14 protein-coding genes are annotated in these 16,274 nt (G+C 61.8%); 9 read left to right on the forward strand and 5 right to left on the reverse strand.

Translation table 11 applies throughout. The annotated features are described in order from the left end of the window. Positions 1 to 73: 73 nt before the first annotated feature. Both PQQ96_RS12295 and PQQ96_RS12300 read right to left on the reverse strand, forming a co-directional pair. Positions 74 to 1,312 carry an MFS transporter gene (locus PQQ96_RS12295; RefSeq protein WP_408291941.1) on the reverse strand — a complete coding sequence of 413 codons (1,239 nt, stop codon included), beginning with the start codon at positions 1,310 to 1,312 and terminating at the stop codon, positions 74 to 76. Between the two features lie 112 nt (positions 1,313 to 1,424). Continuing rightward, positions 1,425 to 2,486, reverse strand: a complete 1,062-nt coding sequence (locus tag PQQ96_RS12300; RefSeq protein WP_408291943.1) for a porin — start codon at positions 2,484 to 2,486, stop codon at positions 1,425 to 1,427. 354 nt (positions 2,487 to 2,840) lie between these two features. On the opposite strand from PQQ96_RS12300, the gene PQQ96_RS12305 reads away from it, so the two are divergent. Further along, positions 2,841 to 3,980 carry a response regulator transcription factor gene (locus PQQ96_RS12305; RefSeq protein WP_408291945.1) on the forward strand — a complete coding sequence of 380 codons (1,140 nt, stop codon included), beginning with the start codon at positions 2,841 to 2,843 and terminating at the stop codon, positions 3,978 to 3,980. A 9-nt stretch (positions 3,981 to 3,989) separates the two neighbouring features. Here PQQ96_RS12305 and hpaR read toward each other — a convergent pair whose 3' ends face one another. Further along, entirely contained in the window at positions 3,990 to 4,397 is a 408-nt protein-coding gene (gene hpaR / locus PQQ96_RS12310; protein WP_408291978.1) for a homoprotocatechuate degradation operon regulator HpaR, read from the reverse strand. Positions 4,398 to 4,576: 179 nt separating this feature from the next. Here hpaR and PQQ96_RS12315 point away from each other — a divergent pair, with 179 nt between their 5' ends. The 7 genes from PQQ96_RS12315 (at position 4,577) to hpaI (ending at position 10,707) form a co-directional block, all read left to right on the forward strand. After that, entirely contained in the window at positions 4,577 to 5,350 is a 774-nt protein-coding gene (locus PQQ96_RS12315) for a fumarylacetoacetate hydrolase family protein (RefSeq protein WP_408291947.1), read from the forward strand. Beyond that, the gene (locus PQQ96_RS12320) at positions 5,347 to 6,105 is read left to right on the forward strand and encodes a fumarylacetoacetate hydrolase family protein (protein WP_408291949.1); all 759 of its coding nucleotides are present in this window, start codon (positions 5,347 to 5,349) and stop codon (positions 6,103 to 6,105) included. The genes PQQ96_RS12315 and PQQ96_RS12320 overlap by 4 nt, the downstream gene beginning before the upstream one ends. Before the next feature lie 30 nt (positions 6,106 to 6,135). Further along, on the forward strand, positions 6,136 to 7,593 hold the full coding sequence (gene hpaE, locus PQQ96_RS12325) for a 5-carboxymethyl-2-hydroxymuconate semialdehyde dehydrogenase (RefSeq protein WP_408291951.1): 1,458 nt from the start codon (positions 6,136 to 6,138) through the stop codon (positions 7,591 to 7,593). A 61-nt stretch (positions 7,594 to 7,654) separates the two neighbouring features. Next, the gene (hpaD, locus tag PQQ96_RS12330; protein WP_120308159.1) at positions 7,655 to 8,518 is read left to right on the forward strand and encodes a 3,4-dihydroxyphenylacetate 2,3-dioxygenase; all 864 of its coding nucleotides are present in this window, start codon (positions 7,655 to 7,657) and stop codon (positions 8,516 to 8,518) included. 21 nt (positions 8,519 to 8,539) lie between these two features. After that, positions 8,540 to 8,938 (forward strand): 5-carboxymethyl-2-hydroxymuconate Delta-isomerase, encoded by a 399-nt coding sequence (locus tag PQQ96_RS12335; RefSeq protein WP_408291952.1) that lies wholly within the window; start codon positions 8,540 to 8,542, stop codon positions 8,936 to 8,938. Between the two features lie 152 nt (positions 8,939 to 9,090). Continuing rightward, positions 9,091 to 9,894, forward strand: a complete 804-nt coding sequence (gene hpaH / locus PQQ96_RS12340; protein WP_408291953.1) for a 2-oxo-hept-4-ene-1,7-dioate hydratase — start codon at positions 9,091 to 9,093, stop codon at positions 9,892 to 9,894. Positions 9,895 to 9,903: 9 nt separating this feature from the next. Further along, positions 9,904 to 10,707, forward strand: a complete 804-nt coding sequence (gene hpaI / locus PQQ96_RS12345) for a 4-hydroxy-2-oxoheptanedioate aldolase (protein ID WP_408291954.1) — start codon at positions 9,904 to 9,906, stop codon at positions 10,705 to 10,707. Between the two features lie 845 nt (positions 10,708 to 11,552). Here the strand turns inward: hpaI and PQQ96_RS12350 are convergent. Together PQQ96_RS12350 and PQQ96_RS12355 are read right to left on the reverse strand one after the other, a co-directional pair. Beyond that, positions 11,553 to 13,886 (reverse strand): EAL domain-containing protein, encoded by a 2,334-nt coding sequence (locus tag PQQ96_RS12350; RefSeq protein WP_408291956.1) that lies wholly within the window; start codon positions 13,884 to 13,886, stop codon positions 11,553 to 11,555. Positions 13,887 to 13,996: 110 nt separating this feature from the next. Beyond that, a complete protein-coding gene (locus PQQ96_RS12355; protein ID WP_408291958.1) occupies positions 13,997 to 15,142 on the reverse strand; it encodes a GGDEF domain-containing protein in 1,146 nt (381 codons plus the stop codon). Between the two features lie 597 nt (positions 15,143 to 15,739). Between PQQ96_RS12355 and bcsD the strand changes: the two genes are divergently transcribed. Next, positions 15,740 to 16,195, forward strand: coding sequence for a cellulose biosynthesis protein BcsD (gene bcsD / locus PQQ96_RS12360; RefSeq protein WP_408291959.1), 456 nt, complete (start codon positions 15,740 to 15,742; stop codon positions 16,193 to 16,195). The last annotated feature ends 79 nt before the right edge of the window (positions 16,196 to 16,274 follow it).

Genomic DNA, 16,274 nt, shown 5'->3' on the forward strand with positions numbered 1-16,274 from the left:
GATTTCTCTTACCTGTAGTTCACCTGCGGATTCAAATCGACCGGGTTCGATTGCACGGTCACCAACGCGCGCCTCACACTTCGCGCCCGCTGCGCTCGACACGCAACAGGCAGACGAAAGACAACGCGCTGATCACGGCCGCGCCCTGAAACAACGTACTGAGTCCCGCGCCGGCGTCGAGGAGAAAACCGGCGATCAGCGGACCGATCGCGAGCCCCGCGCCGATCACGAAGTTCAGCGTGGCGATCAAACGCCCGGATTTATCGGTTTTTGCGGCTGCGGCAAGGATGAACGGCAGCACGAAAGTCCACGCAAATTTGAAGGCAAAGATCGCGGCGGCGTAACCTGTCGAACCAGGATGCGCTGACAGACCGAGCAAAGCCGCGACGAGAATCGCGTAACCCGTCAGCAGCATCGCCGCACGCGCGATCCGGTTGCCGATGAACGACGCGCACGCCGCACCGACGATTCCCATCACGCTCGCGATCGCCAGCAGTTCGCCGGTGTGTCCCGCATCGAGTCCAGCGAGCGACGCCGCCTTGCTCGCGAACGTCCAGACGCCGCCGATCGCCACATAGAATGCGAGCACGCCGCCGATCACCAGCGTCGCGAGAAACCACGCGCTGCCTGCGGTACCTTCGCTGCTTGTGCCCTTGATGCCGGACGCGGCCCGTTGTGTCTGCTTGCCGCTAGCCCCGCCCAATGCCGGATCGAAGCCACGCGTGAGCGGCGACGCGATCAGCGCGAGCACGGCCAGCATCACGTACAGCGCGCGCAGACCGAACGCGTCGAACAGATGCGGCAGCACGAACAGACCAAGCGCACCGGCCACCAGCTGACCGACCACCCACAAGCCATACACGCGCTCACGATTGCCGCTCGTCGCCGCGCTCGTCATGCATAGCACCATCAGCGTGCCGCCGCCCAACGCGGTCAGCGCGCGCAGCACCAGCAACGCGACGAAGCCTGGCATCAGCACTGCTGTGGCGAAATTGCCAATGCAAAACACCGCCGTGGCAATCGCCGCGACACGGCGCGCGTCGACACGTCCCAACCATAAGAGCGACGGCAAGGTCGCGCAGCTGAACGCGCCGAGTTCGACGAAGAAGTACGTGCCGATCTGCGAGGCGCTCAAACCGAGTTGTCCGCCGAGTTGCGCAGCCACTGCCGGCGCGACCAGCAGCAACAATGGCGTGATGGCGGCGAACACCACCAGCGACAGCAGCGTGGACGTCGCGAATTCGCGTGGCGCGGCCGTGGGCGTCGCGGGCGCTGCGGCCGTGCCAAATGAGGAAGTCGAAGAAGTTTTCATGGGGCTCAGAGGTAACGGTTGCGGTTGCAACGATGGCTGGAACGAGGCCTAAACCAGGCGACTACGAGCCGACGCTGTCGAAACAAAAGCGCCACGCCGGCGCCGGGCAAACTCAGAACGTGTGAAACATGCCGAGCATCGCGCCGAACTGCGAGGCGCCGTTGAGCGGCGTTGCATCGTATTCATAGACCGGCTGCGAGCTTTGACTGCTGTTGCGCGAGTAACCGAGATTCACATACGCCGACGTGCGCTTTGACAGCGCATAGGTGCCGCTCGCAATGAACAGCGTCGGGTGACCCACGCTCGGCGTGCTGGACCAGGTCTGATAGACCCCGCCGGCAAGGCCAAAGAAATTGTTGATCTGGTAACGCGCCCCGCCCCACGCCACGGTTTTCGACGGCGCGAGCGAGCCGGTTTGGCGCTCCGCGCCGCCATACAGTGAAAGCGTTGCGATGTCCCAATGCGCGGCCAGCGTGCCGATGGTCTGCTGCAATCCTGAGGTATCGTCATCCGCGGACGCGGTGCCTTGCGCCCGATGCAACGCCGCGCTGATGCCGTAGCCGTTACCACCGTATTGCGCGCCGATTTCCAGCACCCGGCCCGAGCGGGAATTGCCGGCCACGCCACCGGTCGCCGCCAACGCCTCGGCGCTGAAGCCGCCGTAATCGGCGCTCTTGAACTTCACCGAGTTATCGATGAAGTTGGCCGACAGCGGCACGAGCACGCCCTGTCCGCTGTACGCTGCGTACAGCAGCGGGTCGTAGAAAAGCGTGCGATCGAACAACACGCTGAACTGCCGCCCGAGCGTGACGGTGCCGAACTTGCCGGTCAATCCGACGTAAGCCCCGCGAAAGAATGCATAACCCGGCACGGTGGCCGTGCCGTCATTGACGTTGATGCCCTGCTCAAGGCGAAAGATCGCCTGCAGTCCCCCACCCAGCTCTTCCGTGCCCGTCAACCCAATCTGCGACGGCAACACGCCGTAGTTCTGCAAGTTGACCGCGCTTTGCTGGCCGTCCTCGTTCGTGCGGTACTGAATGCCCGCGTCGATCAAACCGTACAGCGTGACGCTCGACTGCGCGTGGGCGGTCGCGGCGCAAAAGGCGGCCGCCACGCTCAATGCCGCTAACGTCTTTCGTCGACCGCTGCGCTGCCGTGATTCTTTTCGTTTCATCGAGAAGCTCCAAACCGTCTGATGTTTTTGTCATGTGTCCGCCGCTGAGGGCTGCATCCCTAATCGAGTGCAACGGCAGTGTCGGTAGCGGCAATTGCGCTGAATAGACGTCCAGATGAACGGTGTGGAAAACCCGCACGTGGTGGCGCGCAGCCCCAGTGCGATTAACTCAGACGCTTGTGTTGAACGGCTCGGCGCCATGACGCGGCGCGGCAGCCGCGGCCCGGGGCCGTTCAAATGAGGGGGCGTAGCGCCATTTTCATCGCCGCGTTTTTCAAAAAAGCGCCACGTATAATCGGTCGGCACGCCGCACGAGCGGCCGGACGCGCCTTATCGACAGCCGAAGGAGCCAGCGTGACAGTCACCGCAGACCCAAAGCGGGTTATAGACCAGTGGGGTGCAATGCCCCCTGCCATCGCGCTCGACGACTATGCAGGCGCACCGCTCGCCCAGCGCAGCGCCGACTTCGAAGGCACGTTGTCCGGCAACGGCACCGCGGCGCGCGGCCTGAGCCTTTTCCTGCTCGACCTCTATGCGCTCGCCAACCGAACCGGCATCGGCGAATTCGAGCACGGCTTTTTCCGCCTGCTCTCGCAGCATCTACCGTTTGACGCCGGCTGGACCGGCGTGACAACACACACGGCCAACGGTCCGGTGATGCACAATAGCTTCGTCTATGGCCTGCCAGGCGAGTTCTTTACCGACTGGCAGCGCGTGCGCGACTGCGATCCGCTGGCGCTAGGCTCGATGAACCGCTACGGCCGCGCGCTGGAAGTGTCGATCGTGGCGCCCGGCATCGATCCGCGCTTTCGCAACTGGGCTATCAAATATGGGCTCGCGCAACTGATGGTGGTGTCCGCGCTCGATCATCGCTTCGGGCTCGCGACTTTCCTCTCCGTGTATCGCCGCGCGCTCGACAAACCGTTCTCCGCGGCGGATGCGCAAATGCTGGAGGATGTGATTCCGCACTTAAGCGCGGCGCTGACAATCAGCCGCTCGTTTCAATTGACGCGTGAGCGCGGCGAAGGCGTCACAACGCCGGCACGGGCGATCTGCGACGGTTTTGGTGCCGTGCACCAGGCGGATAAAGCGTTCGAAACCGTCTTGCGCGGCGAGTGGCCGGGCTATCAGAACCAGCATCTCCCGGCGCCACTGATCGCGCATCTGCATGCGGACACGGACCAGCCGTATGTCGGCGAAACGGTGACGGTGACTTGTTCGCCGGTGGTCGGCCTGTTTCAACTGGAAGCGCGCCAGCGCTCGCCACTCGACCGTTTGAGTCCACGCGAACTGAGTGCGATCAAGCTGTACGGCGACGGACTCTCACACAAGGAAGTCGCGCAACGTATGGCGATTTCACCAACCACCGTGCGCCACTATCTGCGCTGTGCTTATAAGAAGCTCGGCATGCACGACAAAAGCCAGATTCCCTGGCTGCTCGGGCTGAGGGAGAACGCGGCTAGCAACACCGCGGCGCCCGACCAGGGCGATTGAGCGCCCGGGTTATTTATCCTCTTCTTCCAGGCCGGCAAGCAGATCGTCGACCGCGTGATACACACGCTCGACGATTTCCGGCCCTACCTTGCGCTCCAACTCGCGATAGTGCGCTTCGAGATCCTTCGAGATCACCCGCACCAGATCCACACTCGTCTCGGTGAGCGACACCAGCACACGACGCTGGTCTTCCGCGAAACGCTCCTTGGTCACCAGCTCCATGCTTTCCATGCGTGCGAGCACGCCGGCCATGCTCGGGCTCGAAATCGTGCAGATATCGGAGATGTGGCGCGGCTCCATCGGACCGTGCTCATTGAGCGCGCGAATCACGCGCCATTGCTGTTCGGTCAGTCCGTGCGCCGTAATCAATGGGCGAAAGCGCTCCATCATTTTTTCTCTGGCGCGCAGCAACAACATCGGCAGGTTGCGGTGCAAAACTCGGGTAGAAGCGGAAGCGGACATGGCGGAAGATAGGTAAAAGCAACCGTCGAAGCTTAAGGGAAAACCCGCAATCAGCCGACAGGCTATTGACCGTGGATAATATCAAGCGCAATACTACTAACATGTTAGTGTTTTCTCCGAGAGACAACCACTTTATGTTTGCACTTGCCGATCACCTGCTGCATCCCGAAGGCGACGCGCTGCCTCGCGACGTGGATGCGCACACCGTCGCCGCGCTGCTCGCAAGCGGCGTGGCCTGCCGCGCACCGGTTTCCGGCGCTGTCTACGGAACGTTGCTGAACGACCGTGCCGCCTTGGAAGCATTGGGCGACGCGGTGCATGCCGCTCCCTATAAAGCACCGCCCAAGGCGCCCATCCTCTATCTGAAGCCGCGCAATACGTTCGCCGGTCATCGCGCCCGTGTCGTCGTGCCTGACAACGCCTTGGGTGTGGAAGTCGGCGCTTCGCTGGGCATCGTGATTGGCCGCACTGCAAGGCGCGTCGGCGTGGGGCAAGCGTTTGACTTCATCGCCGGCTACACGCTGGTCGCCGATCTGAGCGTGCCGCATGCAAGCGTGTACCGGCCTTCGGTCCGGTTTCGGTCGCGCGACGGTTTTTGCGTGATCGGCCCGGCGGTGGTTGCAGCGCGTCATGTTGCGACGCCGGACGATCTGACGATCAAGGTTGCGCTTGCAGGACGTGAGGTCTTCACTGCGGGTACCGCATCGTCAGTACGCAACGTGGCGCAGTTGATCGCGGACGTCACCGATTTCATGACGCTCAGTGCGGGCGACGTCATTACGCTCGGCGTGCCCCATGGTTCGTCGGTTGCCCATATCGGCGACACGGCCACGCTATCGATCGGCGGATTGCCGCCCCTCGAGGTGTCGTTTGTCGGTGCAGAAGAACAAGATGGAGAACAGCAATGATGCGCGGCCGTGTTGCGTATGCAGGGGCGATTCACGAAGCCTATCCGGACGCCAACGGCGTGCGCCTCGCCGATGGCCGCGTGCGTCGTGAGGATGAAGTGGTGTGGCTCGCGCCGATCGAAGTCGGCACGATCTTCGCGCTCGGCTTGAACTACGCGGAGCATGCGAAGGAATTGCAGTTCAACAAGCAGGAAGAGCCTTTGGTCTTTCTCAAAGGCCCGGGCGCGGTTATTGGTCACCGTGGCTTCACGCGCCGCCCCGCTGACGTCACCTTCATGCACTACGAGTGCGAGCTAGCTGTCGTGATTGGGCAAACCGCGCAGAACGTCAAGCGCGAAAGCGCCATGCAGCATGTGGCCGGCTACATGATCGCCAACGACTACGCGATCCGCGACTACCTGGAAAACTATTACCGCCCCAACCTGCGCGTGAAGAACCGCGACGGCGGCACGGTGCTCGGCCCCTGGTTCGTCGACGCCGCCGATGTCGAAGACGTCACGCAACTCGAACTACGCACGTTTGTGAACGGCACGCGGCAGCAACACGGCAACACGCGCGATCTCGTCACCGATATCCCGGCGTTGATCGAATACCTGAGCAGCTTCATGACCCTCGCGCCTGGCGACGTGATCCTGACCGGCACGCCGGAAGGCATCGTCAACGTCGATGCCGGCGACGAAGTGGTTTGCGAAATCGACGGCCTTGGCCGTCTCGTCAATACGATTGCATCCGACGCGGACTTCGGCCGCGCCTGATCGACAGTGAAAGAGAGAAAGGACAAGACAATGCGAATCGAACATCTGATCAACGGTAAATCGGGCGCCGCGAAAGACTACTTCGAGACCGTCAATCCGGCGACGCAAGACGTGCTCGCTGAAGTCGCCCGCGGCGATGCGGAAGACGTCGACGCCGCCGTGCGCGCGGCCAAAGAAGCGTTTCCGGCATGGGCCGGCAAGCCGGCTGCGGAACGCGCAAAAATCATCCGCAAGCTCGGCGAGTTGATCGCGAAGAACGTGCCGGACATCTCGGAGACCGAGACGAAGGACACCGGCCAGACGATCTCGCAGACGCGCAAGCAACTCGTGCCGCGCGCCGCCGACAACTTTAGCTATTTCGCGGAGATGTGCACGCGCGTCGACGGGCATACGTATCCCACCGATACGCACCTGAACTACACGCTATTCCATCCGGTCGGCGTCTGCGCGCTGATCTCGCCGTGGAACGTTCCGTTCATGACGGCAACGTGGAAAGTCGCCCCCTGTCTCGCATTCGGCAATACCGCCGTGTTGAAGATGAGCGAACTGTCACCGCTGACCGCGTCGATGCTCGGCAATCTCGCCCTCGAAGCCGGTATTCCTGCGGGCGTGCTGAACGTCGTGCATGGCTTCGGCAAGGACACCGGCGAACCGCTGGTGGCACACCCTGACGTGCATGCGGTGTCGTTTACCGGCTCGACGGCAACCGGCAACCGTATCGTGCAAACGGCCGGTCTGAAGAAGTTCTCGATGGAACTGGGCGGCAAATCGCCCTTCGTGATTTTCGACGACGCCGATTTCGAGCGCGCTCTCGATGCTGCCGTGTTCATGATCTTCTCGAACAACGGCGAACGCTGCACGGCGGGGTCGCGCATTCTGGTGCAGCGCTCGATTTACGCGCGCTTTGCCGAGCGTTTCGTCGAGCGCGCGAAACGTTTGACGGTGGGCGATCCGCTGGCAGACAGCACGATCGTCGGCCCGATGATCAGCCAGGGGCACCTGGCCAAAGTGCGCAGCTATATCGAACTGGGTCCGAAGGAAGGCGCGACGCTCGCGTGCGGCGGACTCGACGCTCCCGACTTGCCTGAAGCCATGCGCAAAGGCAACTTTGTTCAGCCGACGGTGTTCGTCGACGTCGACAACCGCATGCGGATCGCGCAGGAAGAAATCTTTGGCCCGGTTGCCTGCCTGATTCCGTTCGACGACGAAGCCGACGCGATCAAACTCGCCAACGACATCTCCTACGGTTTGTCGAGCTACATCTGGACCGAGAGCACCGGCCGCGCGCTGCGCGTCGCCGCCGCCGTACAGGCGGGCATGTGCTTCGTCAACAGCCAGAACGTGCGCGATCTGCGCCAGCCGTTTGGCGGCACGAAAGCATCGGGCGTGGGCCGCGAAGGCGGCACGTGGAGCTACGAAGCGTTCCTCGAACCGAAGAACGTGTGCGTATCGCTCGGCTCGCATCACATTCCGCGCTGGGGCGTCTGACGTGCCGGTCATTGGCGCGCGAGTGCATCACGCCTCGCGCCACACAGAATAGGAGACCGCGGTGGGCAAACTCGCGTTAGCAGCAAAAGTGACTCACGTTCCGTCGTTGTATCTGTCCGAACTCGACGGTCCGCATAAGGGTTGCCGTCAGCCCGCGATCGACGGCCATCACGAAATCGGCCGCCGTTGCCGGGAATTGGGTGTGGACACGATCGTCGTATTCGACGTGCATTGGCTCGTGAACAGCGAGTACCACATCAATTGCGCGCCGAAGTTTGAAGGCGTCTATACGAGCAACGAACTGCCGCACTTCATCAAGAACATGCCGTACGCGTATCCCGGCAATGTCGGGCTTGGCGATCTGATCGCGGAAGTCGCCAACGAAATGGGCGTCAAGAGCCGCGCGCACAGCGAGACCACGCTCGAACTCGAATACGGCACGCTGGTGCCCATGCGCTATATGAATAGCGACCAGCACTTCAAGACTGTGTCGGTAGCCGGCTGGTGCATGTGGCACGACCTCGAAACCAGCGCGCGCTTCGGCCTCGCGGTACGCAAGGCCATCGAGGAACGTTACGACGGCACCGTGGCGATTCTGGCAAGCGGGTCGTTGAGCCACCACTTCGCCAATAACGGCACCGCCGAGCAGTTCATGCACAAGGTGTGGAGCCCGTTTCTCGAACAGATGGACCGCAGGGTGGTCGAGTTGTGGGAAGCAGGCGACTGGAAAACCTTCTGCGAGATGCTGCCACTCTATAACGAGAAATGCTGGGGCGAAGGCGGCATGCACGACACCGCGATGCTGCTTGGCGCGCTCGGTTGGGATCGTTACGACGGCAAGGTTGAAGTCGTCACACCGTATTTCGGCAGTTCGGGCACCGGCCAGATCAATGCGATCTTCCCCGTGACGCCCCTGCCCGCTTAAGTCCTGAGAAAGGAGCCTGCTGTGCCACATTTGACACTCGAATACAGCGCCAATCTCGCCGACGAAGACAGTATCGGCGAGCTATGCAACACGCTGGCGCGTTACCTCGACGCACAGCGCGAGAACGACCAACGCGTTTTTCCGCTCGGCGGCATCCGCGTACGTGCATTACGTTGCGAGCAGTACAGCATCGCTGACGGTCGGCCCGACGCTGCCTTCCTGCATGCAAACCTGAAGATCGCAGCGGGCCGCTCTGACGCTGCTAAAAAGGCGACCGGAGACACACTGTTTGACGCGATCAAACAGCACTTCGCGGCTGAGTTTGAAAAACACGGCCTGGCGTTGTCGCTGGAGATCAACGAATTCAGCGAAGCCGGCACGTGGAAACACAACAATTTGCACGCGCGGCTTAAGGTCTGAGACTTGAGCCTGAGACTTGAACCTGAGACTTGGGCCTGGGACTTGAACCTGAGACTTGAGCCCGAGACTTGGGCCTAGTCCCCGGGCTTGACGCTCCGTCCTACTATCCGACCCGGTAGCTGGGCGCGGCAGCCGCTAATAGAGAATCCATCATGCTAGACGAACAGACAATCCGCGATCTCGCGGCGGAACTCGACAATGCCGAGAAAACGCGCACCCAACTGCGCCACTTCTCGGCCAGGTATCCCGGGATGACAGTAGAAGACGGGTACGCGATTCAGCGCGAGTGGGTGAAGCTCAAACTGGCCGAGGGTCACGTAATCAAGGGCCGCAAGATCGGCCTGACCTCACGCGCGATGCAGCGTTCGTCGCAGATTGACGAACCCGACTATGCGCCGCTGCTCGACAGCATGTTCATCGAGAGCGGACAGGACATCCGCGCCGACCGCTTCATTGCGCCGCGTGTGGAAGTGGAATTGGCGTTTGTATTGAGCAAGCCCTTGAAGGGCCCTGGCATCACGCTATTCGATGTTTTGGATGCCACGGCTTACGTGACGCCCGCGGTAGAGATCATCGACGCGCGCATTGAACAATTCGACCGCGAGACGAAGGCACCGCGCAAGGTGTACGACACCATCTCCGACTTCGCGGCCAATGCCGGCATCGTGCTGGGTGGCCGTCCGGTGCGTCCGATGGACGTTGACCTTCGTTGGGTTGGCGCATTGCTTTACAAGAACGGCACCGTGGAAGAAAGCGGACTCGCGGCCGCCGTGCTGAATCACCCCGCCACTGGCGTTGCATGGCTCGCGAACAAGATTGCCCCCTACGATGAAGGACTGAACGCGAACGACGTGATTCTGAGCGGCTCGTTCACGAGTCCGATCCCGGCACGGGCGGGCGACACGTTCCACGTCGACTATGGCCCGCTCGGCGGCATTGGTTTGAATTTCATTTGAGTTGCCGACATGTCCCTACCGCAAAACACATTCAAGCGCGCACTGACTGAAGGCCGGCCGCAATTCGGCTTATGGGCGGCGCTAGCCGATGCCTACGTGACCGAATTGCTGGCCACGGCCGGATTCGATTGGCTGTTGATTGACAACGAGCACGCACCGAACGATGTACGCAGCACGCTGGCGCAATTACAGGCTGTGGCTGCGTACGCATCGCATCCGGTGGTGCGTCCGGTGCGCAGCGATAGCGCGTTGATCAAGCAATTGCTCGATATAGGCGTGCAGACCTTGTTGCTGCCGATGATCGACACCGCGGAGCAGGCCGCGGACGCTGTCGCGGCGACGCGCTATCCGCCGCAGGGTATTCGTGGCGTGGGGAGTGCGTTGGCGCGGGCATCGCGTTGGAACCGGATACCGGATTACTTGCAGACGGCGTCTGATGAGTTGTGTGTGGTGGTGCAGGTAGAGACCGTGCTGGGGATGGAGAATCTTTCGGCGATTGCGGCGGTGGATGGTGTTGACGGTGTGTTTTTTGGTCCGTCGGACCTGAGTGCATCGATGGGGTTGCTGGGCAAGCCTGGTGATGCGAGTGTGCGCGACGCGATATGCAAGGGCATCGGGAAGGTGCGGGATGCCGGCAAAGCGGCCGGCGTGCTGGCACCGGATCCGGCGATTGCCGCGGAATATGTCGCGGCGGGCGCGACGTTTGTGGCGGTAGGGACGGATACCGGTTTGTTGAGTCGCGCGGCGGCGGACCTGGCTGCGTCGTACAAGAACACTGCCGGGATGGTGGCGCCCGTGAAGGGCGGGTATTGAGGGGTTGCCTGCCAGGCATCAGCGGGCGCCGCGCGGCGGGGTTGTTATTGCTTTCGCGGCGCTTTGTTTGCCTACGGCGATGGGCTTTGCCTGGTTTGTTTGCCTTCGCGGTGCTTGTTGTCTGTATGCCTACTGCGTTGGCCTCTCCTTGAATTCTTATTGGTTTATTAGCGTTGCCCCTGTGCGGGGCGGCACTTACTTTCTTTGCCGCCGCAAAGAAAGATAAGCAAAGAAAACGGCTCGAACCCGCTGCTAAGCGGGTCCCCCGCACAGTTACGGTAGTGGCGCATCTGGAATCTGGGTTCTCGCACATTCGGCACCAGTGACAAGGCTGTTATTCTTCCGGCGGTGCTGCGCGCGCCGAAGCGTATTTCTTAAACCCACCCACCGCGTTTGACTCTCTCGTTTTTGCTCGGAACACCAGATCATCTTTGCGCGGCCATCGCCAGACATTTCATTCGAAGTGGGGCTTCGCTCGTAAGAGGGATAGACACGTCGCCGAGGCGAAGCCGATGACTCCCACCACGCCCAAACGATGCCACGGGTTTGCACGATGAACCCTTCCGGCGAGCACGTCGTGCGAGGCGGGAAGCATGACTGCCTTGTCACTCACGCTGAATGTGCGAGAACACAGGTTCCAGATGCACCACTACCGTGACTGTGCGGGGGACCCGCTTAGCAGGGGGTTCGAGCCGCTTTCTTTTGCCTACTTTTCTTTGCGGCAGGCAAAGAAAAGTAGGTGCCCGCCCCGCACAGGGGCGACGCTAATAATCCAATATCAAATCAAGAAAAGGCCAACGCCGCAGGCACACAGACAACAAGCGCCGCGCAGGCAAAAAAACCAATCAGTCCCCTGCCGGCCACGGCAACCCCACCGCCGCCCAATCCAACTCCACCCCAACAACCGCCCTCTCACCGGCAAACTGCACAGCCAAAGTAACCGCAACACAAGGCCGCCCACTCGCCAAAGAAAGATAAGGATTACTAGCCACCGCCACCCCAGGCAACAAAACCGCATTGCGAAAATAAGGCCGATGATCCCATCTCGCATGCTGCGGATTCGCCACAGGATGCAGCGAAGCCGCTTCGCTACTCCACGCCGGCCCCCGCAATTCATTCCCGATCTGCCGCCCTGAATCATTCAGAATAAAGCAACTGACACACCGCTCAAGCGTCGCCAAAGAAGCAAACGCCTGCTCCATCAAAACCCCCTCCCGCAACTCATCAGCCGCCCGGCTCAAAGCCAACCGATACGGCTCGACCTCCGACTCAAACAACGCATGCTGATGCGCCCGCCCCTGGGCAATCACATCAAAAGCGTCATCGATCCGCCGATGCACCGATTCAGGCGGCGCAATCTCGGCCGCCGGCCGCCCGAGCAGATAACCCTGCGCGAAATCGACATTCGACTCCACGGCAAGAATCAGTTCCTCCGTGGTCTCTACGCCTTCAACAACCACCAGCATCCCCGCCTGATGCAACAGCGAAACGAGCTTCGGCAAGATCGGCTGCTCGGTGCCGTGACTGGTCGCGCGAATCAGCTCGCCATCAAGCTTCACGATATCCGGCCGAATCCGCAACAGCCGGTCGAGGTTCGATTGACCCGCGCCAAAATCGTCGACGGCGATCAGAAAGCCGTACTCACGGTACAAAGCCGCCGCGCGCGACATGTCGTCGACGCTGCCGCCATGCGATTCGAGAATCTCGAGAATCACCTGTTCAGGTTCGAGCCCCACCGCCCGCACGATCGCCGCGAGCCGATCGGCGTAGCCTTCGGCGATAAACGTGGCGGGCAGAATGTTGAGGAACAGCCACGCATCGCCCGGAAGCGACTTGCGCGCATTGGCCAGATGCACGGCATGACTCGCGCGATCGAGCGCGCCTTCATCGCTGGACGGCCTCGGCGCGAACAGCACCACGGGCGGCACCAACGTGCCGTCGTCCTGCTCGCCGCGCAGCAAAGCCTCGAACCCGACCTGCTTCTGATGCGACAAACTGTAGAGCGGCTGGAAGTGCGAGGTCAGGTAATAGTCCTCCCAGCGATGGCGCCGCGCGGGCGCCCCGCCCTCCTCGTGCGCGGCATCGGCGTCGAATTGCAGCAGTTCGAGTGGCAACGCGCGTTCGGCACACACGCGGTTTCTGCCCGAATGCTTGGCGCGCAGCAAGGCTTCATCGGCGCGATCGAGCAGCACCATGATGCTTTCGCCGCTGCGGTGTTCGGCCACGCCGAAGCTCGCGGTCAGATGGCCGTCCGGGCGTTCGATCGCGGCAATCGCGCCACGCAGACGCTCGGCCAGCGCCAGTGCGCCGGCCAGGCCGTCGCGCAGCAGCACGGCAAACTCCTCGCCGCCGATCCGGCTCACGCTATCGTCCGCGGAGGTCCCCTCCATCAACACCTGGGCCACCTCGTACAGCGCATGGTCGCCGACCGCGTGGCCGAAGCGGTCATTCAGCGATTTGAAACTGTCGATATCGAGAAAAATCGCGCTGACCCGCGCATCCGGCGCGATGGTTTCGAGGCGGCGCTCGGCCTGCTTCACAAACGCACGGCGGTTCTGCAGGCCGGTCAGCGGATCAGTCGCGGCGAGCTGCGCCAGTTGGCTCTCGAGCAGAAAGTGATTGCGGCGGAACCGGTAGAAGCCGAAGTGAAACACAGCCGAAGTCGGCACGCCGATCGCCACGATCCACATCCACACAACGACGTCGACGTCATGCGTGCGCGGCGCGCCGAACAGCGTGGCAAATGCCGCCACATAAAAGACCGCGCTGCCGATGAAGAAATGCGTCGGCGTGAGCCACAGTGGCGCGGCGCAGATCGGAATCGCCACCATGGCCGGCAGTATCCACAACAAGGGATGCTCGACACCGGCGACGTTCAGCGCGAGACCGGCCACCAGCACCAGCGAATAGGCGACACCGATTGCGCCGAACGCCCAGGTCGAGCTGGCGCGTGGGATCGCCATCACCAGCAAAGCGAGTACCAGCGCGCAGGAGAGCCGGTAGCCGAGCGGCGTGGCCGGGCCGTTGACCATATCGCGCGCGCCCACAAGACACAGGAACGCGACAACGGTAAACGCCAGCGTCACCGTCGAAAGGGGACGCTGGTGTTCCAGCGATCGTCGATGAAAGCGATCGCGCAAACCAGAATCGGACAGTGGCTTTGTTGAAGTGGAAGGCATATTGATGGATATCTGGCTGGCTCCGGTCACTTGGCCCATGTATAACGGCAACCGTCTGACAAATATTTATGCCCTACCCGAAAATAGAGTGGCGCCCCGCCCCGTAAGGGCTACGCCGCCATCACGCGATCGCGTCCCGAGGCCTTGGCGGCATACAACGCGCCGTCGGCACGGGCCATCAACTGGGCAAGCGATTCATCGCGCCGATGCTGATCCACCCCGACGCTGAAGGTGTACTTCAATCCACGCGGCAATTCCGCCGACGCGGCCGACGCGAGCCGAACTTGCAGGCGCTCCATCAGCCGCACCGCTTCGGCGGTGGTCGTCGCCGGGCACAAGACGCCGAACTCTTCGCCGCCCAGCCGCCCGAATACGTCGCCGACTCGCAAATTGCGGGTGATGAAGGTCGCGAAGTGGCTCAGCACCTGGTCGCCGGCGGCATGGCCGTAACCGTCGTTGACCGCTTTGAACGAATCGATGTCGATGATCGCCATCGCCACCGGCGAGTGGGTGCGCAAGGACGCCTTCAGCAGCGCCTCGCCGATGGCAAGAAACGCGCGGCGCGACAACGCGCCTGTCAGATCGTCGACATTGGCCAGCCGCTCGAGCCGCTCGGCAAGCCGATCATGCGCGAGCATCACTACGCCGATGGAGAGACACGGCGGCGCGAGGATGCCGAGTGCGAGAAAGGCGACGTTACTCGGCGTCACCTCCAGCAAGCTGGACTGCAGCAGCATGCCGAAGCCGTACATGACGCCGCGCGAAAGATGCCCGACGCATAAAAGCAGCGCCGCAACCGCGAGGAAGTAATAACTGTAGCGCGGCCGGGTCGAGGGGCGGTCGCGCAACATCATCACAACGATGAGGGCATAGAGGCTCGCGTGATACACCGATGCCACCGTCACCCGCGCATTGAAGTCCGGCCGGATAAAGGTCCAGTAGGTCATGCCGATCAACACCGCAAGCGCGCCGGCGTAAGCCGCCCAAGGCCGCGCGCGGAGGCCCAGAAAACGGTAGCAGCCTTCTACCACCAGCAACAGCGAGATGGCCAGCAACTCGTTGGCCCCCACGAAAGTCAGCCAGCGTGACGCGTGTCCCTGCAAGGCAAAAGCTAAAAGCGCCGCGATCGCGACCGCGTTGGCCGAGATCCAGTAGCCGACGCCGGGTATCGCCGCACGCCATAACGAGCCGAGCACGGCCATCCCCATGGCGCCCGACAGAACCGTGACAACCAGAATAGTGAGTGGATTGAGCATTGTTGTTTTGAGTCAAACGGCATCGCCATAACGGACCACGCCCCTGCGTATGCGTGTCCGCGCCGGTCTGCTGCGCAATTTGCGCCAGCACTCGCACAGCCCGGCGGCACCAGTCCGTAAGCTTACTGGTCCAGGCAAATGTTGGGGGCGCAAAGAACCTGAAAGATGTGACGGGCATTCCCGGCGACGCAAATGCTTATCGCATCCGCCCGCGGCAAACTCAACCGTTGCATTTACCACGAAACGAAAAAACTAAAGCAACGGCGCGCTGTACCGCGAATAGGTCAATCCGGAACATCTTCGCGGTGGGCATCCACAGTGGATGCCGCGAGCAAGGCGATTCAGGCCGCAAATATTGCGTAATTGATCGGCATCCATCGCAATCGTTTGCTTGTATAAAGCAGACGAATGTAAAGTGGCTAAAAGTTAATGTCTTAAGTAGACTCCTGCGAAGTGTGGCGGACAGACTGGACAGATTCGGTAAAACGTACCCTGGGACGCGTGCAATGCGCGACCTCCCGTAACACTTTCATTTGCATTCGACCGTCGGCACCCGTTTTTATGCACGGCTGAAGCATCGGCCATTTCCCGGAAAACATGGTCCCAACTCTCGACTACCTGCTGGAACGCCAAATCTCTTCACAATGGCGTGGCATGCTGACTGCATTGGCGACAGAGTTCGAAGCGCAGATCGGTCGCGACGAACTGCGCCAACTGATGTATCGCGTCGGTTGCCGGTTTGCGGCAGCGCATCAATTGCCCGCGTGCGGGTCGACCGCCGAGCTCGCTCAGGCGTTGAATCTGGTCTGGCATGACACGGATTGGGGCTACGTCGAGCTCTCCGACGAAGCCGAGTCGCTGCGCATCGTTCATTACTGTGCGCCGCTGCAGGCATTCGGCAACGCAGCGCTCGCATGGACCCCTGCATTTCTCGAAGGCGTCTATCAGACCTGGTTGAGCGCATTGGGCGCGCAGGGCCTGTCGGTGGCGCAAACGAGCGAGTACGGCACGGATACCGCGATCGAGTTTCGGCTGGGCCGGCACGCAGTGTGAGCGGACCCGGCAAGCGGACCGCTAAGTTGAACCCATCGGACGTGAGCCGGCAGTACTGGCTTGAGGCCGACGGACAGTC

Source organism: Paraburkholderia sediminicola, assembly GCF_046027825.1.
In the GTDB taxonomy this organism is placed as follows: Bacteria; Pseudomonadota; Gammaproteobacteria; order Burkholderiales; family Burkholderiaceae; genus Paraburkholderia; species Paraburkholderia sediminicola_D.

Bases quoted from the DNA above. Each gene is read 5' to 3' on its own strand.
- PQQ96_RS12295 (WP_408291941.1), bottom strand. From the start codon at position 1,312: ATGAAAACTTCTTCGACTTCCTCATTTGGCACGGCCGCAGCGCCCGCG.
- PQQ96_RS12300 (WP_408291943.1), bottom strand. From the start codon at position 2,486: ATGAAACGAAAAGAATCACGGCAGCGCAGCGGTCGACGAAAGACGTTA.
- hpaR (WP_408291978.1), bottom strand. From the start codon at position 4,397: ATGTTGTTGCTGCGCGCCAGAGAAAAAATGATGGAGCGCTTTCGCCCA.
- PQQ96_RS12315 (WP_408291947.1), top strand. From the start codon at position 4,577: ATGTTTGCACTTGCCGATCACCTGCTGCATCCCGAAGGCGACGCGCTG.
- PQQ96_RS12320 (WP_408291949.1), top strand. From the start codon at position 5,347: ATGATGCGCGGCCGTGTTGCGTATGCAGGGGCGATTCACGAAGCCTAT.
- hpaE (WP_408291951.1), top strand. From the start codon at position 6,136: ATGCGAATCGAACATCTGATCAACGGTAAATCGGGCGCCGCGAAAGAC.
- hpaH (WP_408291953.1), top strand. From the start codon at position 9,091: ATGCTAGACGAACAGACAATCCGCGATCTCGCGGCGGAACTCGACAAT.
- hpaI (WP_408291954.1), top strand. From the start codon at position 9,904: ATGTCCCTACCGCAAAACACATTCAAGCGCGCACTGACTGAAGGCCGG.
- PQQ96_RS12350 (WP_408291956.1), bottom strand. From the start codon at position 13,886: ATGCCTTCCACTTCAACAAAGCCACTGTCCGATTCTGGTTTGCGCGAT.
- PQQ96_RS12355 (WP_408291958.1), bottom strand. From the start codon at position 15,142: ATGCTCAATCCACTCACTATTCTGGTTGTCACGGTTCTGTCGGGCGCC.
- bcsD (WP_408291959.1), top strand. From the start codon at position 15,740: ATGGTCCCAACTCTCGACTACCTGCTGGAACGCCAAATCTCTTCACAA.